Source organism: Flavobacterium sp. P21 (genome assembly GCF_050632225.1).
Taxonomy (GTDB): Bacteria; Bacteroidota; Bacteroidia; order Flavobacteriales; family Flavobacteriaceae; genus Flavobacterium.
This window is the reverse complement of sequence record NZ_CP192585.1, coordinates 1,184,500-1,204,374: the sequence shown is the minus strand read 5'-3', so window position 1 is coordinate 1,204,374 and position 19,875 is coordinate 1,184,500. Positions and strand designations below refer to the sequence as shown.

Here is a 19,875-nt window from a genome sequence, read left to right as displayed (position 1 = left end):
GACAGGTTTTAAAACCTGTCGGGTTTTGTTTTTAACAAACAAAAAAGATTTCTATAAAAAATATGCTTTTTAAAGAATATCTCTTAATTTTAAGAAATCAAATAAGTTACTATTTCTCAAATACATAAACACTGTACTCTTGAAAAAAACTTCTTATTTATTCGTCTTCTTATTTTTAATGTGTCTTCCGCACATTCTTTTTTCTCAGGAAAAAAACCTAAAGTCGTTTTAGTATTAAGCGGTGGTGGAGCAAAAGGAATTGCCCATATTCCGCTTTTGCAAAAACTCGATTCTTTGCATATTGTTCCTGACCTTATTGTTGGAAATAGTATGGGAAGCATTATAGGTGGCCTGTATGCCATGGGATATTCTGGCGACAGTATCGAAAAAATCACCAAAACTATTTCGTGGGATAAAATTCTTGGCGGAGGACAATCACTGCGATCTGTAAGTGCCGAAGAAAAACGAGAGTTTCAAAGATATGTAGTGGGAATTGGTGTTAAAGATGGAAAACTTAATAGTATTGGTTCTCTTTTAAATGATCAAAACCTAAGAGAATACCTTTCTGAATTAACCTTTCCCGTATATAATGTTAGAGATTTTGATAGTCTCCCAATACCTTTCAGAGCTATGGCAACCGACTTGGTTGAGGGAAAAGAAGTTATTTTAAGCAAAGGCAGTTTAGCTTATGCTATGCGCGCCAGTATGTCATTGCCTGCGATTTTCAAGCCAATGCCTTACGAAAAATCAGTATTAGTAGATGGAGGAGTTTTAAACAATTTCCCTACTGATGTTGCCCAAAAAATGGGAGCTGATATTATTATTGGAAGTGATGTTGGTGGCGGATTGGAACCAATAGACAAACTCAACAATGTTATGACCATATTGATGCAAACCAGTATGTTTCCAAGTAATATAAAGAATCCTGAAAATCGTGATCGATGTACAATATTGGTCGATCATTTACCCAACTTACGTTTCTCAACTGCTGATTTTGCAGACAGCGATGAAATCTACAAAGACGGCAAAATAGCAACAAATCAAAATCTTCCCGCTTTAATTGCTTTGTCAGAAAAGCTAAAAGCATTTCCGCAACGAACTCATGCATTGCCTGATATGCCAAAAGAGTTTGTGCTTGACACCATAGTCTATAAAAAAATAAGCCCAGAAAATATGCCATTGGTTGTTGGAAGAGCCAATCTTAAAACCCATGTAAAATATACCACCAAAGATTTAATCGCCGGTATAAACAGAGCCATGGGAACTAATCTTTTTGATGAGATTACCTATAGCTATTTTGTCAAAGACGGAAACAAACTCGGAATTAATTTATTTGGATTTGAGCGCGCTAAAAATCAGCTCAACACCTCAATTCATTATGACACTTACAGAGGTGTTGGAATCATTTTTAATTATACTGGCAGGAATGTTCTTGCAGATGCATCTCGTCTTCTGATCACTGCCGATATTGCCGAACAGCCAAAAGGCAGAATCAATTATCAGAAAAATTTTGGAGGACATAGAGAATGGTGGTGGGCATCTGAAGCTTATGGAGCCTTGCTGAGGCAGGAAATTTATATTAATGGTAAAGCATCAGACAATATACTTTATAACGCTTTCGAATTCAACAATGAAATAAACAGAAATCTAAATTCGCTGAAAAGTTATTTTGGTTTCGGCCTAAACTATCATTATACTAATTTAAAACCAAAATATGATAGAGAATACAATCCAAACTCCATTTCATTAACCAATTACAACTTTAACAACATCGAATTCAACATGCATTATTCTTATAATGATATGGATAAAGTTTTCTTTGCTACAAACGGAACAATCATAAAATCAAATATAGCTCGATCATTTCTTACCGATATTAACTCCTCATATTCTGACCCAGATATAACAAGCATCTCTGGCTCAACAAATGGCTATACAAAATTTGGATTTAGTTTTGAAAAGAGAGCACTCTTAAAAAAGAAAATTACAGGAATAGTAGGATTCGATTCTTATTTTATTTTTCAAGACAAACTCAAACATAATGATATTCCGTTTTCAGATTTTGGTTATGCATCAAAATATTTCATCGGTGGCATCATACCAAGTTCAGGCAGTAATCGGTTTTCATTTGCAGGTTTGCATGAAGACGAACTTAATGCCACACAATATATGGGACTCAAACTCGGATCTCAAATAAATATTACCGGAAAAATTTATGTGACACCTCATTTCAATATCGCAACCGTTGGTTTTGGTACTTTTAACGATTATATAGATCACGCCTTTAACCCAAAAGGAAATTGGGATGATAATTTTGAGCCTAGCCTTGTAATTTCTGGTGGATCAGCCATTTCCTATCAGTCCATTTTAGGTCCAATTCATTTTGATGCATCATGGATAAATAATATTGACAAAGTAAGATTGTTTTTCAGTGTCGGATTGTCGCTTAATCCATAGGAGAATCAATCCTAAAAGTGTAAGTTTGGAACCCAAGAGTCCATCAAAAAAATAAAGGGCGAAAAGAAAATTATGATTGAGAAAGTTTTATGTGAAACACATGGTGTAAAAGAAATGGCTTTTGGCTGTATTCATATTGCAATGGCAATAGATTCTAAAGAAAAAGTAGGTTTTTACTATTCAGAAGCCGAAGAAGATCTTCCTCAGATTGCTTGGTGTCGAGAATGCGAACAATGGCTTCTTGATAATGGTGAAGAATGGACTGACGTTTTTAAAGCTAAAGCCGATTTTCAAATGCTATGTATGGATTGTTTTGATGAGGTAAAAAATAATGAAACAGAAATTCATCTTCGATAAATAAATTCCTTTTCGTTTTAAACAAAGCTTAACTTTGTAAAAACGACAATCATGAAGAATTTTTTATTTTTATTTATCGCCATAATCTTCGAAATCATCGCTACTTCAGCATTAAAAAAATCGGAAGAATTCACAAAACTTATTCCGAGCATTATTACCGTAATTGGTTATTGCGGTGCATTTTATTGTTTGAGTTTCGCTATCAGGACAATTCCAGTTGGTTTTGCTTATGCTATTTGGTCTGGTGTTGGGATTGTTTTAATTACCGCAATTGGTGCTATATTTTTCAAAGAAATTCCAGATTTACCAGCAATAATTGGATTGAGCTTAATTATAATTGGAGTTGTTGTAATTAATGTTTTTTCTAAAACTACGGCGCATTAATTATTTTGTTTCAAGTTTCAAGTTTCAACATAACTTGAAACCTAAAACCTGAAACAAAAATTACTTCCGCAAGTTTCGGATTTTATTCCCGCGCAAACCAATCGATCTTTGCCTTATAAAATGGAAAGAAAATGAACACACAAGAAACCATTAATTATAATCGTATTGCCGAAGCTATCGATTATATCAAAGCAAATTTTAAAGATCAGCCCAATCTTGATGAGGTTGCAGAGAAAGTGCATTTGAGTCCGTTTCACTTTCAGAGGCTTTTTAGCGACTGGGCAGGAACAAGTCCGAAGAAATTTTTACAATATACAAGCATCGAACACGCCAAAAAATTGTTAAAAGAAAATCAGGCAACAATCTCTGAAACGGCTTTCGAAACAGGACTTTCGGGAACAAGCAGACTTCATGATTTGTTCGTAAATATCGAAGGAATGACGCCAGCAGAATACAAAAATGGTGGTAAAAATCTGGAAATAAATTACAGTTTTGCCGAAAGTCCGTTTGGGAATATAATTGTCGCATCAACTCAAAAAGGCGTTTGTTTTATGGCTTTCGCCGAAGAAGAAGAAATCGGATTTCAAGATTTAAAACACAAATTCCCAAATGCTCAATTTTCTAAAAAACTAGATTTGGCTCAGCAAAATGCCTTATTTATTTTCCAAAATGACTGGAGCAAATTATCCGAAATTAAACTTCACTTAAAAGGCACCGATTTTCAACTTAAAGTTTGGGAAACTTTGCTTAAAATTCCGATGGGACAACTTTCTACTTATGGAAATATTGCACATCAAATTCAAAAACCAAATGCTTCACGCGCAGTTGGTACAGCGATTGGTAGCAATCCTGTTGCATTTCTAATTCCGTGTCACCGTGTCATCCAATCTTCTGGAATTTTTGGTGGTTATATGTGGGGAAATACACGAAAAACAGCCATTATTGGTTGGGAAGGTGCGCAGATAAATCCTTAAAACGATTTTAGGTAGAGACGCAATTCATTGCATCTAAACAAAATTGTCGACAAAAATTCTTTGCGGAAATACATGATGTTAGACGCAATGAATTGCGTCTCTACGATGAAAACACACCACACACTAATTTAATTTTATGCAAAATATACAATCAAAAATTGCTTCTCAAAATTGGGAAAGCATCACCGAATCTATGCACGAAAATGGATTCGCAATAATTCCAAACGTACTTAATAACGAACAATGTGAAGATTTAAAATTTGATTACGACAACCCAAATTTATACCGAAAAACGGTTGTCATGGAACGCTATCGATTTGGATTGGGCGAATACAAATATTTCAATTATCCGTTGCCGTATTTGATTCAAAACATACGTTCTTCGATTTATCCAAAACTCGCACCAATTGCAAATTCCTGGATGAAAGCTCTGAACATCAATACTGTTTTTCCAAACAAACACGAAGAGTTATTAAGACAATGTCACGAGAATAATCAACTCAAGGCGACTGTTTTAATCTTAAAATATGGCAAAAGCGGCTTCAATACTTTACATCAGGATTTGTATGGTGATGTTTATTTCCCCATTCAAATTGTGCTATTTCTTTCTGATCCTGATGAAGATTTCACCGGAGGCGAATTTGTATTGACGCAACAAACACCAAGAGCACAATCAAAAGCAATTGTTTTGAAACCTAAAAAAGGTGATATTCTGATTTTCACAACCAATTTCAGACCTGTAAAAGGTACAAAAGGTTATTATCGTGTGAATATGAAACATGGTGTAAGCGAAATTCATTCGGGCGAGCGATATACATTGGGAATTATTTTTCACGACGCCCTTTCTTAATTTATTTCTCGCAAAGTCGCGAAGTCGCAAAAAATAATCCAACTTTATGTTTTAAGTTTTAAATCCTTTGCTTCTTAAATTATAGACAAAAACTTTGCGTTTTTGCGACTTTGCGAGAAATACTATTTGCAAAAATATGATTCAGCACAACAAAATTCAAGATTCAGACCTTCGGAATAAAATTAAAAATGCGGAAATTTGCTTTGGTGGAAACCAAAAATTAAAAATCTACGGAACGTTAAAATGTTCTTCGGGAAAAAGAATGAAACGTGAAAATCGTGTTTTCTTTTTATCTGAAGATGAAGCGAAACAAAATGGCTTCAGACCTTGTGGACATTGTATGAAAACCGAATATCAAAAATGGAAAAATGGACTTATTTAATCCGGCTATAGACGAAAACACCAATTTACTTCCAAAAGACGGAACTGTAAATTATTACGGAAAATTGTTTTCCAAAACTGAAGCCGACTTCTATCGCGATCTTTTATTAAATACAATTGAATGGAAAAATGACGAGGCAATCATCTTTGGGAAACTAATTTTAACCAAACGAAAAGTAGCTTGGTACGGCGATGAGGAATTTGAATATACATACTCAAATACAACAAAAAAAGCACTTCCCTGGACTCCAGAACTTTTGGAATTAAAGAAATTCATCGAAGAAAAAACAGGAGAAACTTTCAATTCCTGTTTGCTTAATTTATATCATTCCGGCGAAGAAGGAATGGCTTGGCATAGCGACGCCGAAAAAGATTTAAAGAAAAATGGTGCAATTGGTTCTGTAAGTTTTGGTGCAGAAAGAAAGTTTGCTTTTAAACATAAAGAATCAAAAGAAGTTGTTTCTTTAATTTTAGAACATGGAAGTTTATTAGTTATGAAAGATGAAACCCAAACGCATTGGTTGCATCGTTTGCCTCCAACTAAAACAACTCAAAAACCTAGAGTAAACTTAACTTTTAGAACTATTATAAGATAGAAATCTCACTTCTTTTTGAAGCTACATTTTGATACGAAAGCGACAAAGCATCTTCAAACATTTCTGGTCTTACTTTTGAAAGTTCGACAATAGTCCAGCCTTGTTTTCCCCATTTGTTTGGAATTGGGTAAAAAATCATTTCGCTTGAAGCACAAAAAACAGATTGATCGATTTCGTTTAATTTTAAAACTGCACGATTATTTTTTTCATCAAAAGTTGCGAAAATTTTCTTGTTGATGCGAAATGAGGTTTTCTCAAAATGAGGTTCTTCGGTCGCATCTGGAAATGACATTGCTAATTTTCTAAATTCTTCAATTGAAACCATAACATCATTTTAAAAGATTAAATTCTTCTTTTACCAGCCTTGATTCAGTCCATTTTTTAAGACTTCATCATATTTTTCTTTATCAAAAGAATATAAGTTTGGTGCTTTATGCGCTACATTGCTTTTCTTTTCGTCAAGTTTTTTTACGATTCCAATGTTAGTTATTTTTCGTAGAAAGTTTCTGCGGTCCAATTTCTTATCCAAAATCGTTTCATACAATTTTTGAAGTTCAGGCATTGTAAATTTCTCTGGCAATAAATTGTAACCTATGGGCATTAAATTTAATTCCATTCGCAACGTGTCTAATGCTTTATCTAGAATTTCTTTGTGATCTAAAATAAGTTCCGGAACTTCCTTATGATCAATCCATTCTACAATTTCACGCTCACTTGACGGTTTCGGAATCGTTTTTAAAAAATCGACCAAAGCATAATAGCCAATTGTCACAAAACGGCGCATCAGCCATTTGCCTTTTGACTCTTCAATTTCTAAATATTCTAAAACCTGCTTGTCAAAATGTTGATCGTTTCGTTTTACTTTTCCAAAAGCCGCAAATTGTCTTAAAAAATTCCGTCAACACCTGTTCTGTCGTTCAAAACTGTAACCGCGGCAGTATCAATATCTTGATCAATCGGAATAAATCCGCCAGGCAAAGACCATTTTGGATTTCTGTCTACTTTGATCAATAAAACTTTAAGCTGGTTATCATGAAAGCCAAAAATGACACAGTCAATCGACAATCCCGGTTGATAATTTTCATTATTTTCTATAATGTCTTTTAACATTTTCGCCATTTAAATACGACTTTTGATCTTGGAATAACAGCTGCAATTTACTTCATTTTAATGAAAATAAATCTAATCAAAGTGTCTGGGTTCTAAAATTAATCTTTGTTAAATAAGTGTTGCTATCACAATTTTAACTTAAAATTAAAATCAAATATAAAAAAATAAGTACATTGCGTCATAATAACACATTTAAATAAATATGTTATTATTTCAAGTTAAAAAGAAAGAATATTATTACATTTGTGTGATTCAGTAAATCAATGTGAGAGATTATGAGCACTAATCCATTAAAAGATCTAAACAAAAAAATACGAGCAAAAATCTGGACTTCCTTCGGATTTGTTTCGAAAACGTATTTATTGGAAGAATCAATAAAATACAGCCAACAGCAGGAGAAAATTTTCAATGAAATGATTGTTGAAACTGAAGCTAAAGATAAAAAAGCGAAACGTGAGGCTTTTGACAAAGCGTTGTATGCTTCATATAAAGGAATAGGCGCTATGGATTTTATAAATACTGTCTTGAAGTAATACCTGTACTTAATAATTTATAATACTAACCTCACTTCCTTTTAGTGAGGTTTTTTTATTTAAAAAATTTCTCATTCTTCAAGAAACCTCTTAAATAATTTGACATAAAAAAATGGGGCTTTTTAACGGCCCCATTTTTTATTCTGCTCAAGTTTTACTAATTCGCAAGCAGTTCAAAATCTGATCTTAATTTTATATCTGCTGATGAAGCTCCAATCATTACTTCGAAATCTCCAGGTTCAGCAACCCATTCTAATTTATTATTGTAGAAAGAAAGTTTTTCTTTGTCAATTGTAAATTCAATTGTTTTAGATTCTTCTGCATTCAATTTTACTTTTTGGAAATCTCTTAATTCTAAAACTGGACGAACTACAGATCCAAATTTATCTTTCAAATACAATTGAACCACTTCTTCTCCAGCAACTTTTCCAACATTTGATAATTGGAAAGAAACTTTAATAGTTTCATTGCTTTTGATTTTTGTTGAAGAAAGTTTCAAACCTGAATAATCAAATTTTGTATAACTCAATCCATATCCAAATGGGAATTTTGGCGAGTTTTTCAAATCGATATAAGCCGAAACATAGTTTTTAGAATCTTCATTTTTAGCTGGTCTTCCTGTACTGAAATGGTTATAGTAAATTGGAATTTGACCAATTTCTCTAGGGAATGTCATAGGCAATTTCCCTGACGGATTATAATCTCCAAACAAAACATTTGCGATTGCATTTCCTGCCTCAGTTCCTAACCACCAAGTATATACAATTGCCGGAACATTGTCAGCGGTCCAGTTAAAAATAAGAGGTCTTCCTGCATTTACTAAAACTACAACCGGTTTTCCTGTAGCTTGAATCGCTTTTACTAAATCTTCCTGAACACCTGGCAAATGAAGATCGCTTCGGCTTTTTGCTTCACCACTCATGTCATGTCTTTCTCCAATACTCAAAATAACAACATCGGCTTGTTTTGCAGTTTCTACTGCTTCAGCAAAACCGTCTTTATTGTCGCCAGTCACGTCACAACCTTTTGCATAAAGCAATTTGGTATTTTTCCCAACTTTATTTTGCAAACCATCCCACTGCGAAACAACCCATTTGTTGTAATCTACATCTGGAAGTTCCACTGACCAAAATCCCATATTGGCTTTGTATTCTTTTACCATTGGACCAATAAAAGCAATTGTTTTTAGGTTTTTAGAAAGTGGCAAAGTCTGGTTGTCATTCTTTAATAAAACAATACTTTTCTCTGCTACTTCAAGCGCGACTTTTCTGTTTTCTGGATTTCCTAAAACTTTTTCTGCTCTTTTATCATCCGAATATTTATAAGGATCATCAAACAAACCTAATTCAAATTTCTTGCGTAAAATACGTTTTACCGCATCGTCAATCAAATCAACAGAAACCCTTCCTTCTTTTACTAAATCAGCTAAATTCTTGCGATATGCATTACTTTCCATATCCATGTCACTACCTGCAGTGATTGCGGCATATGCGACTTCTTTAAGATCTTTTGAATAACCGTGCGCTACCATTTCTCCAATTGATCCCCAATCCGAAACTACAAAACCTTGAAAATTCCATTTTCCTTTTAAAATATCGCGCCGCAAATGTGCATTTCCAGTTGCTGGAATTCCGTTTAAATCATTAAATGAATTCATAAAAGTTGTCGCACCAGCATCTAAAGCTGATTTAAATGGAGGCAAATAGGTTTCTAAAAGCATTCTTTCACTCATATCAACCGAGTTATAATCTCTTCCGCCAACACCAGCACCATAAGCCGCAAAGTGTTTTACGCAAGCCATAACAGAGTTCAAATCACCTAATTTATTTCCTTGAAAACCTTTTACGCGTGCATAAGCAATTTTAGAACCTAAATAAGTATCTTCTCCTGCGCCTTCCATAACTCTTCCCCATCTTGGATCACGGCCAATATCAACCATTGGAGCAAATGTCCAGTGAATACCGCTTGCTGATGCTTCTGTCGTCGCTACTCTAGTCGCCAATTCAATTGCCGCTAAATCCCAGCTCGTCGCTTCTGCCAACGGAATTGGAAATGTTGTTTTGTAACCGTGAATAACATCTTGACCAAATAACAATGGAATTTTAAGGCGAGACTGCATTGCTAATTCCTGATATTGTCTGGTATATTTTGTTCCAATGATATTCAACATCGAACCAATTAAACCTTGTTTAATTTCAGATTGTTTGTTCGGGTTTATGGTAATTGGTCCTGTTGCCTGATTATCTCCAGTGTATTGATTCAGCTGTCCAATTTTTTCTTCAATTGTCATTTTCTTCAACAGATCATTTACTTTTTGATCTATTGTCTGTTGCTGAGCTGTCGCAAAAAATGCCGCCATCAACAAGGCAAATGTGGTTATTTTTTTCATGAATTTAATTTTGGTTACCAAACGTAAGTTGCTACTGCACCTGCATTTAAAGTAGTTGAAATTTGTTTTTGATTGTATTTGATATTGAATGTTTCTGCTCGCTGTTCCATCATTTTCTACAATTAGAACAATTTGTCCTGATGGAGTTTTGAAAGCCGCATTATGTAAGTTTCCTGCAATATTGCTTCCAATTCTTACTGAACCTTCAGGAACAAATTTTGAAGCATGACCAATAATATAATATCCAACTTCTCTCTTAATGTTTTGATTTTGATCAATCATCAAAGCACCTTTACAAGTAGAACATCCGCCTGGCGTAAATGGCTTATAATATTCATCATTTGCCAATCCCCATGAAAGTGCATTTTTACTCCAGTTGCGCATAGAACCAATCACAACATTTTTTACACTCCATTTCAAATCGTTTTCAAAACTGCTTTTTGATCCTGTATATTGTTCTGTGAAATACAAATCTTTGTTTGGAAATGCATCATGAACTGTTGTTAAAGCGCTGATATCACCTTCATATAAATGAAATGCTGAACCTGCAACATAAGGATTCGCTTTTGCATCTTTTAAAATCGTCAAAGGATATTCTGGCTTATTGCAATTGTGATCGTAAACAATAATTTTAGTTTTGATTCCGGTCGCTTTAAAAGTTGGACCTAAATTATTTCCAATAAAATCTGCTTGCTGTTCTGCCAACATCAACATACTCGGATTGTTTCCTGGATGCAAAGGCTCGTTTTGAGGTGTTATAGCATCAATTACAATTCCTTGTGCTTTCATTGCCTGAATATATTTCACAAAATATTCAGCATAAACTTGATAATATTTCGGTTGTAAACTACCGCCTTTTGAGCTTCCATTGTCTTTCATCCAAACTGGTGGCGACCACGGCGAGCCCATAATTTTGATTTTCGGATTTATAGCTAAAATCTCTTTTAAAACCGGAACGACATCTTTCAAATCTGGCCCAAGATTAAAATGCTCCAGTTTCAAATCGGTTTGCCCTTCTGGCATATCATCATACGAAAAAACTACTTCATTCAAATCTGAAGCACCAATACTGATTCTTAAATAACTTATACCAATCGCATCATTTTTTCTTGAAAAAAGCTCTTGAAGCAATGCTTCTCTTTTCGCTTTATCCAATTTTAAAATGGTTTGAGCACTTCCTCCTGTCAAAGAAAATCCGAAACCTTCAATCGTTTGGAATTTTTGCGAAGCGTCAACCGTAATTGTTTGATTCGAATTGACATCAGAATTAAAAACCAAATCTGGCTGTTTTTTCAATTTTGATGTTTCATCTGTCGTTGTAATCCAAGATTCAGCTTTACCAGAATTGGTCGCTGTGTTTTTTGAAGTTCCGCATTTTATTTGAACTGCAATCAAAGGCAGTAAAAGTAAAATTTGAAGTTTTTTGTTGATGTTTTTCATATTCAATCTATTTCTATTAGAACAGGTAAATGATCTGAAGGATATTTTAAATCTTTAGAATCACTTAAAACTGCATGTTTTTGAATTTTAAGTCCGCTATTTTTCGACACAAAAATATAGTCGATCAATAGATTGACTGGTTTGTCATGTTGGAATGCATTGAAAGTTCCATAAGGACCAAATGGCTTTTCTTTTGAAACATCTTTGGTATCATCCATGACCTTTTTTATTTCCACGATTTGTTTCGTATCAGGTTCTGAATTGAAATCTCCCATTAAAAAAACAGGCAGTTTTTTAGTATTCAGTTCTGCAATCTTCGACAAAACAAGTTCAACTCCTTTTACTCTCGCAACTTCCCCAATATGATCGAGGTGAAGATTAAAAACCCAAAATGTCTTTTTTGTTTTTAGATCTTTAAAGAGCCCATATGTACAAACTCTATTGCAAGCACCATCCCAGCCTTTAGAGACTTGACTTGGTGTTTCAGACAACCAAAATGTATTTGACTGTTGCACCTGAAAACGGTCTTTTTTATAAAATATCGTCGCTGCTTCTCCCGTTCCATTTTCCTCTCTTCCAATTCCAAACTTTGCATAATTTGGCAAAGCCGATGCAATATCAATTACTTGATTTGGCAATCCTTCCTGAATCCCGAAAATATCCGGACTATAAAATTGCAATTGAGAAGTAAAATACTCCTTTCTATTTGGCCAAGCATTTTCTCCGTCTGAAGCAACATCCAAACGAATATTATACGTCATCAATTTCAGATTCTGACCAAAAAAAGATTGACTTGCCAAAACAAGCATTACTGCTAAAACTATTTTATTTACTGTTTTCATATTTAAAAAATTTAATCTCGTAAAGCTAGGTTTTCCGAGGCTTTACAAAAAATAAATCATTTAAAAATTATGTTAATTATATACTCTGACGTAATCTACTTCGAAAGTTGCGCTGGTAAAATTTGGATCAACCTTTCCACCAAAATTCCCTCCCATTGCTAAATTCAAAATCAAGAAAAACTTGGCATTAAATGGTGTTGAACTGCTGTTTCCATAGGTATAAAACAAATTATCATCTACATAAAATTTGATGCTTTCTGCACTCCATTCTGCGGCATAAACATGAAATTCTGTAGCCGAGTTTGGAACTGTTGTAATGGCGGTATCAGGCGTATTTCCGGAACGTCCAGGTGAATGCAATGAAGAATGATTAACATTTGGGTTATTTCCAACCGATTCTAAAATATCAACTTCACCGCAAGCTGGCCACGGCGCTGTATCAATATTATCACCCAACATCCAGAAAGCTGGCCAAGTTCCGCCGCCAACGGGCAATTTCGCGCGCACTTCGGCACGGCCATATTTAAATGAGAATTTCCCCTTTGTAAGCATTCTTGCAGAAGTGTAATGGCTTCCCATATAGTCTTCTTTAATTGCTTTTATTTTTAAAATTCCATTTTCAACAATCACGTTTTCAGGACGAGTGGTATAATATTCTAACTCATTATTTCCCCAACCATCGCCAGTTCCTGTGTTATACCCCCATTTTGAAGAATTTGGAGCACCATTTACATCAAATTCGTCTGCCCAAAGCAATTTTCTTGCAACAAATACATTCACAGAAGTTGTTGTACTTACAAACTTTAATCCGTTGTAAGCAGAAACCACTATTGGATAATTTTTGGTTCCAGAACCTGAAAATTCATATGTAAAATCTCCGGTTGTAATTTCTTTTAATTGATTATCAATCAAAACTTTGTAAGATGTTGCATTTGTTGCAGAAATGGTAAGTTTTATTTTTCCGCTTCCATCACCATCCGGTTTATCAGCTGTTTTTCCAATAACTTCTACTTGAACTGAAAGATTTGATGGACCAGTTGCAACAGGCGTATCATCACCAGAATCACTTCCACCGCCGCAGGATTGGAAGACAAATAACAAGGCCATCAAAAAGCTTATTTTCTTTATTAAAGTATTTAGGTTCATTGGTTTTGGTTTTAGTTAGTTTTTTTGAGCTTATTTTTTCCCTTCAGAAAAATCCAAATAATTCAAATTGAAGCCTCCTTTTTCAAAAACGGTTTTGATTTTATTTGTTCCTGCTTCCAGTTGAATTCCAGACAAAACGATTGTTTTCCATTTATCATTTCCTCCGGTTGCAGGAAGCACAATTGATTCTGATTTTTTTCCGTTCGCAGTTTCAAAATAAATTTTTCCTTCTGATTTTTCACTTGAGTAACGAATCGCAACCTTATAAATTCCTTGCTTTTTTACTTCCGAAGTAAATTGCAACCATTCGCCATCTTCGATAAATGAAACCTGATAACCATTTGATCCAGAATCTTTGCATGGCAAAATATCTACACCATCATTTCTCATGGTGTTACCTTTATTCCATTGATCAAAATTTCCAGTTTCTACTCTGTAGTTTATAAAATCTGTATCTGAATACGCATAGCCATTTGTTCCTAAATCATATTGAGTTGCGGCAATTTTTCCAGGAATTACATGTGTTTTATATGGTTTTGTATCGTTTGTTTGCACTTGTCTGAACATTGCATCGATCACATCTGGCTTGACTGTTACGTTTTCCATTTTGTAATTGTCAGCCATTTTCATTAAAGCTTTCTTTGCAAATTCTGGAGTTGGCTTTTGTCCGCCATCTTTCCAATATTTCAACAAAACATCATATTCAGGAATTTTTGTAACCGAAGTTACACCAGCTATATTTTCAATTTTTTTCATTGGCCAAAAAGCCCAACCAATGTTGTTACTTTCTACCAAAGTCAAAACGTCTTTAAACCAAACATTTGAGTTTTCGCCACTTTCTCCTAACCAAATTGGCACATTGTATTGCTTTCTATAATCCAACATTTTTTGAATAGATTCAACAGTATTATAATTCCAATATTTGTGAAAACTCAATGCCATATTTTCATCCCATAAAGGAAAAATTCCGTTGTAATTATTCCCCCAACAATTTCCTTCAATAACTATCAGGTGGTTTGGATCGACTTCGCGAATGGCTTTTGTCACTGCAACCATCAAATCTCTCAATGGTCCGTTTGAATTTTCATCACAGCCGTTTTTATTGGTTCCGGTAAAATTCCAATTTGGTTCATTGATAATATCGTATCCACCAATCCATTGATTGTCTCTGTAACGAGAAGCCAATTTTTTCCATAAAGCAATCATTTTTTTCTGATTGGCTTCGCTGTTCCAAAGTGATGGCTTTGAAGTGTCATAATCCGAAATTGCTCGCATCATTTCCTTGTCCTCCAGGTGCCGCGTGCAAATCTAAAATCAAGTACATTTTATTCTCGGCACACCATTTCACTAAATTATCGGTGATTGCGAAACCTTCTTCAATCCAAGTAATTTCGCCATTTTTTTCTTCTTGAATTGATGGCGTATATAGATTGTAATGCATTGGAAGACGAACAGAATTGAAACCCCATTTGGCTAATGAATCGATATCACGTTTTGTGATTCCATTTGCTTTATAAGCCGCATAAAATTCTTTTGTTCCTTGTTCGCCAACAACGTCCTGAATTTTTTGTTTGATTTGATACTGCGGACTTGCAAATGGCTGTGTCTGCAACATATATCCTTCCTGAACCATCCAGCCTCCAAGACCTAAACCTCTTAAAATTATATTTTTGCCGTTTCCATCAACTATGTTTTGTCCATCTCGATGCAGAAACCCCTGTCCGAATGAAGCAACAGCAAATAAAAGTTGAGCCGCAATAATTATTTTTTTCATGCTGAAACTATTTTCTGTTCAAAATTGTTTTATTTCCAAGTAAATGTTCCTACTGCACCAGCTTCCAATGTAATAGTCACCCATTTGTCATTGTATTTGATGTTGAAAACTTCTACTCCAGATCCGTCATTTTCTACAATTAAAACTTTAGAACCAGTTGGCGTAATAAAAGCGACATTTTGAAGATTTCCGCTCGTATTGCTCGAAATTCTAACTGAACCCGCCGGAACAAATTTTGAAGCATGAGCTATAATATAATAAGCAACATTACGCTGAAAAGTTTCACTTGATGTTATAGTCAAAGCTCCTTTACATTGGCTACATCCCCCAGATGTGTGAGGCTCAAAAGAACCATTATTAGCTAAATTCCATTCTAAAGCATTCTTGCTGTAATTTCTCATTGAACCGATCACTACATTTTTAAGATGCCATTTTAAATCACCTCCAAAATCTCCAGTTGACGAAGTCCATTGTTCTGTGAAATAAACATTTTTAGTTGGGAAAGCATTGTACACATTTGAAAGTGCGCTGATATCTCCTGCATATAAGTGAAATGCAGAACCATCTACGAAAGGAAATGCATCGGCATCTGCTAAAACTGCTTTTGGATAACCAGGCTGATCACAATTATGATCATAAGCAATAATTTTTGTTTTAAGTCCAGTCGCCTTAAATGCAGGGCCTAAATTTGTTTTTATAAAATTAGTCTGTTCTAATGCAGACATATACATACTTGGGTTATTACCGTCATGTAATGGCTCGTTTTGAGGCGTTACTGCATCAATCGTAATTCCTTCAGCTTTCATTTGCTGAATGTATTTTACAAAATATTTTGCATAAACATCATAATATTTAGTTTGCAATTTTCCACCAACGAAACTATCTTTATCTTTCATCCAAAGCGGGGCTGACCAAGGCGTCGCCAAAATCAAAATTTTAGGATTAATCGCCAGAATTTCTTTCAAAAGAGCAATTACACCTGTTCTGTCTTTGTCTAAACTAAATTTTGCCAAATCCAAATCAGTTTCTCCTGTTGCAATATCATCATAAGTAAATGACGATCCATGTAAATCTGACGCACCAATACTAATTCGGATATAACTTATGCCGATTGAAGTTTCGCTTGAACCAAATAATTCTTGCAAAAGTGCGCTCTTTTTAGCTGGCGTCAGCTGATTTATCATTTCGGCACTTCCTCCTGTTAATGTGTAACCAAAACCATCAACAGTTTGGTATTTTAATGCGTCATCTACAACAATATTAGGATATGTGTTGTAAGATGTATTAAACCCTAAAGTTGTATTTTGTTTGGCCAAAAGAACACTTTGGTCTCCTTTTGTCAGCCAAAAATCAACATCATTTGTTACCGTTACTGGTGGCGTTACAACTGGAGGAGTTACAGGTGTTGGATCTGTAGCATCATTTGACGACGAGCATTTTACTTGCGTAAAAATTGCTAAAGCAAGAAATAATCCTTTTATAGTGGTTTTAGAATTAAAATTCATTTTTTTAGTTTTTTAGTTAATAGTACCGCTTAATAAACAATTGTTTGTATAGCGTGTGCCGGGATAGTTATAGTAGTTTTTAAAGTGTTGCTGGTTAAATTATATACAACCTCTTTATCTGATTGATTCATAACAATAGTGGCAATTTTTCCGTCAGTATTTTTAAAAGACGTACTCAAAAGGGTTTTATCACTTATTGTTTGTGTGATGCGTTTCGCATTTGCATGAATGAATTTTGAAAAATGTCCAATATAATAGTACATCGGCGTATAGATCAATTCATCTTTTGTAGTATCAGCGTGGATTGGTGCAAAGCAAAAATTACCAACATGATTTGGCCCTCCGTTTTGGTCCAAAAGAATATTCCAATCTGTCCAGCCTACTGTTCCGTTGTTAAAATCATTGATCATGTTAAGACCGTAACGTTCAGCATTTCCCCAAAACTGAAATCTTGAAGCATCAAATTTTTCAACGCATCCTTCTGTAAATAAAAGGCCTTTGTTTGGGAAAGTTTTGTGAACAACACCAACAGACTCAAATCTTGGCGGACCACCGCTCCATGTTTCATACCAGTGGAATCCGATTCCCCAAGCAAATTTTGAAACTTCAGGATCAGAGAAAACAAGATTTGCTCTTTTTTCAAGCATCTCACCTCGGTTATGATCCCAGATAATTACATTTTTTGAAGCAAGTCCTTCTTTTTCTAAAGTTGGTCCAAGGAAATTCTTCAAGAAATCTCTTTCAGCTTCCGGAGTATATATGCAAGATTCCCATCTTTGTTTTGCCGCTGGCTCATTTTGAATGGTTAATCCCCAAATCGGGATACCTTCTTTTTCATATTCTCTAATAAATTTCACGTAATAATTTGCCCATGATTGTGCAAATTCTGGCAATAAAACGCCGCCGTGCAAAATATCATTATTGTCTTTCATAAAAGCTGGGGGACTCCAAGGACTGACAAATAAAGTTAATTTCCCGCCGGCTGTTTTGATTGCTTTTTTAAGAAGTGGAATTCTGTATTTGCGATCGTGATCAATATTGAAGGTTTTCAAATCTTTGTCACCTTCTGCAATGTAAGTGTAGCTGTCGCTACTAAAATCGCAACTATGTATGTTAGTTCTGGCTAATGAATAACCAATTCCTTTATTTTTATCGTAGTAAGCGTTTAGAAATTCCTCTTGTTTTTTGGAGATAATTTGGCGAAAACTTCAGCACTTGCATCTGTAATTGCGCCTCCAATGCCAAGGAAAGTCTGGTCTGTTTGTGCGAGCATCTACATTAATAGATACTGTTGAATTTGTTTGTTGTGATGTGTTGTTTGAAATTAAGTTATTTGATAGTGTTAATTTCAAATTGGTATTTTCGGCCGTAGTATAAACCTCTATTTTTTGATTTGATTTGGAACCAGAAACCGCAGAAGCATCTGCAATTTTTGATGAATTACAACTAAATTGCAATAATACTATTGGGGCGATTAATATGTCGCTTATGGCTTTGGCTTTCATTGTACTTTCAAAAAAATTTAACTTAAAAAAGTAAATTGAGGGTCGATTTGGATGATTCAGATCAACCCTCGTCATTTACCAATAAAATATTAATATACAAGCGTTTGGATTGCGTGTGCAGGAATCTTAACTACAGTCTTTTCAGAAGCTATAATCAAGTTATAAGTAATCTCTTTATCTGATTGATTCATGACAATTGTTGCCATTGTTCCATCAGTATTTAAAAATGAAGTGCTTAATAATGCACTTCTGCTTACAGCAGTGCTAACTCGAACTGCATTTAGGCGAATAAATTTCGAAAAATGTCCGATGTAATAATAAGATGGAGTATAAATCAACTCACCTGTTGTAGTATCAGCATGAATTGGAGCAAAACAAAAATTACCAACATGATTTGGACCTCCGTTTTGATCTAAAAGGATATTCCAATCTGTCCAACCAGCTGTTCCGTTATTGAAATCATTAATCATTGAAATACCATATCTTTCACCATTAGCCCAGAACTGATATTTTTTTGCATCAAATTTTTCAACACAACCTTCTGTGAATAAAAGTCCTTTGTTTGGATAGGCTTCGTTTACTTTTCCAACATTGTCAAACATTGAAGCTCCGCCAGACCAGTTTTCATACCAGTGAAAACCCATTCCCCAAACATATTTTGAAGCTTCTGGATCAGAGTAAATTACGTTGGCTCTGTAATTCATTAAATCACGGTTATGATCCCATGCAATGATTTTTACATTACCTAATTTTTCTTTTTTCAAAGTTGGCCCAAGGAAATTTTTAATAAAATCTCTTTCAGCTTCGGCAGTATAAATACAAGATTCCCAAGTTTGAACTGCCATTGGCTCATTTTGAGTTGAAGTCCCCCAAATTGGAATACCTTCTTTTTCATAAGCCTTTATGAATTTTGCATAAAAATTAGCCCAAGTCTGGTAGTATTCCGGTAATAATGTTCCTCCTTTTAAGACATTTTTATTGTCTTTCATGAAAGCATTTGGCGACCATGGAGCCACATAAGTTGTCAATTTTCCGCCCGCTTTTGCAATGGCTTGTTTGATCAATGGAATACGAAATTGTCGATCATGATCAATAGAAAAAGTTTTCAAATCTTTATCTCCTTCTTCGATATAAGAATAGCTTCCACTGCTAAAATCAGAGCTTTGAATTGTTGTTCTTAGCAAAGAATAGCCAATTCCTTTTTGTTTATCGTAGTAAGCATTTAAAAATTCTTCTTGCTTTTCTTTTGAAAGTTTAGCAAATATTTCGGCACTCGCATCTGTGATAGCTCCACCAATTCCCATAAAAGTCTGGAATTTTTTTGATGGCTCTACAAAAACAGAAGATTCTATTTCAAGAGGTTGCTTTGATGCTGAGAATGTTAAATTATCTGTAGAAGTTAATCTTAAATTAGAATTCTCAGCTGTAGTATATACGGTTACTTTTTTTCCGTTGGTTGTAAATTCCTTTTTTGCTTTAGGCTGGGCAAAAGCCGTCACTGAAAACAAAAAACATAGAATTTTTAAACTATTATTTTTCATTCTTTCCTTAATTATATTATTTCTAATTACAAGTTCTCAGAAACTCATTTTCTGACAAGCTTAAGGAAGGATTTAAAAAATAGCCCATACT

18 protein-coding genes and 2 pseudogenes are annotated in these 19,875 nt (G+C 34.5%); 8 read left to right on the top strand and 12 right to left on the bottom strand.

What is annotated here, in order from left to right; translation table 11 throughout:
• The first annotated feature begins 180 nt into the window (after positions 1–180).
• The 7 genes from ACQ9BO_RS05810 to ACQ9BO_RS05780 all read left to right on the top strand — a co-directional run bounded on the left by ACQ9BO_RS05810 (position 181) and on the right by ACQ9BO_RS05780 (position 5,999).
• A complete protein-coding gene (locus ACQ9BO_RS05810; protein WP_431243969.1) occupies positions 181–2,457 on the top strand; it encodes a patatin-like phospholipase family protein in 2,277 nt (758 codons plus the stop codon).
• 72 nt (positions 2,458–2,529) lie between these two features.
• The gene (locus tag ACQ9BO_RS05805) at positions 2,530–2,814 is read left to right on the top strand and encodes a hypothetical protein (protein ID WP_431243968.1); all 285 of its coding nucleotides are present in this window, start codon (positions 2,530–2,532) and stop codon (positions 2,812–2,814) included.
• Positions 2,815–2,865: 51 nt separating this feature from the next.
• The gene (locus tag ACQ9BO_RS05800; RefSeq protein ID WP_431243967.1) at positions 2,866–3,198 is read left to right on the top strand and encodes a DMT family transporter; all 333 of its coding nucleotides are present in this window, start codon (positions 2,866–2,868) and stop codon (positions 3,196–3,198) included.
• Between the two features lie 131 nt (positions 3,199–3,329).
• Positions 3,330–4,172 (top strand): bifunctional helix-turn-helix domain-containing protein/methylated-DNA--[protein]-cysteine S-methyltransferase, encoded by an 843-nt coding sequence (locus ACQ9BO_RS05795; RefSeq protein ID WP_431243966.1) that lies wholly within the window; start codon positions 3,330–3,332, stop codon positions 4,170–4,172.
• Positions 4,173–4,308: 136 nt separating this feature from the next.
• Positions 4,309–5,022: a 2OG-Fe(II) oxygenase gene (locus tag ACQ9BO_RS05790; RefSeq protein ID WP_431243965.1), complete on the top strand. Its 714-nt coding sequence runs from the start codon at positions 4,309–4,311 to the stop codon at positions 5,020–5,022.
• 136 nt (positions 5,023–5,158) lie between these two features.
• Positions 5,159–5,404 carry an Ada metal-binding domain-containing protein gene (locus ACQ9BO_RS05785; RefSeq protein WP_431243964.1) on the top strand — a complete coding sequence of 82 codons (246 nt, stop codon included), beginning with the start codon at positions 5,159–5,161 and terminating at the stop codon, positions 5,402–5,404.
• Complete coding sequence (locus tag ACQ9BO_RS05780; protein ID WP_431243963.1) at positions 5,391–5,999, top strand: alpha-ketoglutarate-dependent dioxygenase AlkB family protein; 609 nt, start codon at positions 5,391–5,393, stop codon at positions 5,997–5,999. The genes ACQ9BO_RS05785 and ACQ9BO_RS05780 overlap by 14 nt, the downstream gene beginning before the upstream one ends.
• Here the strand turns inward: ACQ9BO_RS05780 and ACQ9BO_RS05775 are convergent.
• The 3 genes from ACQ9BO_RS05775 to ACQ9BO_RS05765 all read right to left on the bottom strand — a co-directional run bounded on the left by ACQ9BO_RS05775 (position 5,989) and on the right by ACQ9BO_RS05765 (position 7,118).
• A complete protein-coding gene (locus ACQ9BO_RS05775) occupies positions 5,989–6,324 on the bottom strand; it encodes an MmcQ/YjbR family DNA-binding protein (protein WP_431243962.1) in 336 nt (111 codons plus the stop codon). The genes ACQ9BO_RS05780 and ACQ9BO_RS05775 overlap by 11 nt on opposite strands.
• Positions 6,325–6,354: 30 nt before the next feature.
• Positions 6,355–6,783, bottom strand: coding sequence for an NUDIX hydrolase (locus ACQ9BO_RS05770; protein ID WP_431243961.1), 429 nt, complete (start codon positions 6,781–6,783; stop codon positions 6,355–6,357).
• Positions 6,784–6,884: 101 nt separating this feature from the next.
• The gene (locus tag ACQ9BO_RS05765; protein WP_431243960.1) at positions 6,885–7,118 is read right to left on the bottom strand and encodes a hypothetical protein; all 234 of its coding nucleotides are present in this window, start codon (positions 7,116–7,118) and stop codon (positions 6,885–6,887) included.
• Positions 7,119–7,384: 266 nt separating this feature from the next.
• On the opposite strand from ACQ9BO_RS05765, the gene ACQ9BO_RS05760 reads away from it, so the two are divergent.
• A complete protein-coding gene (locus ACQ9BO_RS05760; protein WP_431243959.1) occupies positions 7,385–7,642 on the top strand; it encodes a hypothetical protein in 258 nt (85 codons plus the stop codon).
• A gap of 157 nt (positions 7,643–7,799) precedes the next feature.
• Here the strand turns inward: ACQ9BO_RS05760 and ACQ9BO_RS05755 are convergent, their stop codons facing one another.
• From ACQ9BO_RS05755 to ACQ9BO_RS05715, 9 genes and pseudogenes are all read right to left on the bottom strand, one after another.
• On the bottom strand, positions 7,800–10,031 hold the full coding sequence (locus ACQ9BO_RS05755; protein WP_431245076.1) for a glycoside hydrolase family 3 N-terminal domain-containing protein: 2,232 nt from the start codon (positions 10,029–10,031) through the stop codon (positions 7,800–7,802).
• Between the two features lie 111 nt (positions 10,032–10,142).
• A pseudogene (locus tag ACQ9BO_RS05750) lies at positions 10,143–11,471 on the bottom strand (glycoside hydrolase family 30 protein); the annotation flags it as partial.
• A gap of 2 nt (positions 11,472–11,473) precedes the next feature.
• Positions 11,474–12,313 carry an endonuclease/exonuclease/phosphatase family protein gene (locus ACQ9BO_RS05745; RefSeq protein WP_431243958.1) on the bottom strand — a complete coding sequence of 280 codons (840 nt, stop codon included), beginning with the start codon at positions 12,311–12,313 and terminating at the stop codon, positions 11,474–11,476.
• A 72-nt stretch (positions 12,314–12,385) separates the two neighbouring features.
• Positions 12,386–13,459 (bottom strand): glycoside hydrolase family 16 protein, encoded by a 1,074-nt coding sequence (locus ACQ9BO_RS05740; RefSeq protein WP_431243957.1) that lies wholly within the window; start codon positions 13,457–13,459, stop codon positions 12,386–12,388.
• A 30-nt stretch (positions 13,460–13,489) separates the two neighbouring features.
• Positions 13,490–14,737, bottom strand: a complete 1,248-nt coding sequence (locus tag ACQ9BO_RS05735) for a cellulase family glycosylhydrolase (protein WP_431243956.1) — start codon at positions 14,735–14,737, stop codon at positions 13,490–13,492.
• On the bottom strand, positions 14,712–15,233 hold the full coding sequence (locus ACQ9BO_RS05730; protein WP_431243955.1) for a glycoside hydrolase family 5 protein: 522 nt from the start codon (positions 15,231–15,233) through the stop codon (positions 14,712–14,714). The genes ACQ9BO_RS05735 and ACQ9BO_RS05730 overlap by 26 nt, the downstream gene beginning before the upstream one ends.
• Positions 15,234–15,262: 29 nt before the next feature.
• Positions 15,263–16,738: a glycoside hydrolase family 30 protein gene (locus tag ACQ9BO_RS05725; RefSeq protein ID WP_431243954.1), complete on the bottom strand. Its 1,476-nt coding sequence runs from the start codon at positions 16,736–16,738 to the stop codon at positions 15,263–15,265.
• Between the two features lie 29 nt (positions 16,739–16,767).
• Positions 16,768–18,243 (bottom strand): annotated as a pseudogene (locus ACQ9BO_RS05720) (glycoside hydrolase family 30 protein).
• 89 nt (positions 18,244–18,332) lie between these two features.
• Complete coding sequence (locus ACQ9BO_RS05715) at positions 18,333–19,784, bottom strand: glycoside hydrolase family 30 protein (protein WP_431243953.1); 1,452 nt, start codon at positions 19,782–19,784, stop codon at positions 18,333–18,335.
• Between the last annotated feature and the right edge of the window lie 91 nt (positions 19,785–19,875).

Bases quoted from the DNA above. Each gene is read 5' to 3' on its own strand.
- ACQ9BO_RS05805 (WP_431243968.1), top strand. From the start codon at position 2,530: ATGATTGAGAAAGTTTTATGTGAAACACATGGTGTAAAAGAAATGGCT.
- ACQ9BO_RS05800 (WP_431243967.1), top strand. From the start codon at position 2,866: ATGAAGAATTTTTTATTTTTATTTATCGCCATAATCTTCGAAATCATC.
- ACQ9BO_RS05795 (WP_431243966.1), top strand. From the start codon at position 3,330: ATGAACACACAAGAAACCATTAATTATAATCGTATTGCCGAAGCTATC.
- ACQ9BO_RS05790 (WP_431243965.1), top strand. From the start codon at position 4,309: ATGCAAAATATACAATCAAAAATTGCTTCTCAAAATTGGGAAAGCATC.
- ACQ9BO_RS05785 (WP_431243964.1), top strand. From the start codon at position 5,159: ATGATTCAGCACAACAAAATTCAAGATTCAGACCTTCGGAATAAAATT.
- ACQ9BO_RS05780 (WP_431243963.1), top strand. From the start codon at position 5,391: ATGGACTTATTTAATCCGGCTATAGACGAAAACACCAATTTACTTCCA.
- ACQ9BO_RS05775 (WP_431243962.1), bottom strand. From the start codon at position 6,324: ATGGTTTCAATTGAAGAATTTAGAAAATTAGCAATGTCATTTCCAGAT.
- ACQ9BO_RS05770 (WP_431243961.1), bottom strand. From the start codon at position 6,783: ATGCGCCGTTTTGTGACAATTGGCTATTATGCTTTGGTCGATTTTTTA.
- ACQ9BO_RS05765 (WP_431243960.1), bottom strand. From the start codon at position 7,118: ATGGCGAAAATGTTAAAAGACATTATAGAAAATAATGAAAATTATCAA.
- ACQ9BO_RS05760 (WP_431243959.1), top strand. From the start codon at position 7,385: ATGAGCACTAATCCATTAAAAGATCTAAACAAAAAAATACGAGCAAAA.
- ACQ9BO_RS05755 (WP_431245076.1), bottom strand. From the start codon at position 10,031: ATGAAAAAAATAACCACATTTGCCTTGTTGATGGCGGCATTTTTTGCG.
- ACQ9BO_RS05745 (WP_431243958.1), bottom strand. From the start codon at position 12,313: ATGAAAACAGTAAATAAAATAGTTTTAGCAGTAATGCTTGTTTTGGCA.
- ACQ9BO_RS05740 (WP_431243957.1), bottom strand. From the start codon at position 13,459: ATGAACCTAAATACTTTAATAAAGAAAATAAGCTTTTTGATGGCCTTG.
- ACQ9BO_RS05735 (WP_431243956.1), bottom strand. From the start codon at position 14,737: ATGATGCGAGCAATTTCGGATTATGACACTTCAAAGCCATCACTTTGG.
- ACQ9BO_RS05730 (WP_431243955.1), bottom strand. From the start codon at position 15,233: ATGAAAAAAATAATTATTGCGGCTCAACTTTTATTTGCTGTTGCTTCA.
- ACQ9BO_RS05725 (WP_431243954.1), bottom strand. From the start codon at position 16,738: ATGAATTTTAATTCTAAAACCACTATAAAAGGATTATTTCTTGCTTTA.
- ACQ9BO_RS05715 (WP_431243953.1), bottom strand. From the start codon at position 19,784: ATGAAAAATAATAGTTTAAAAATTCTATGTTTTTTGTTTTCAGTGACG.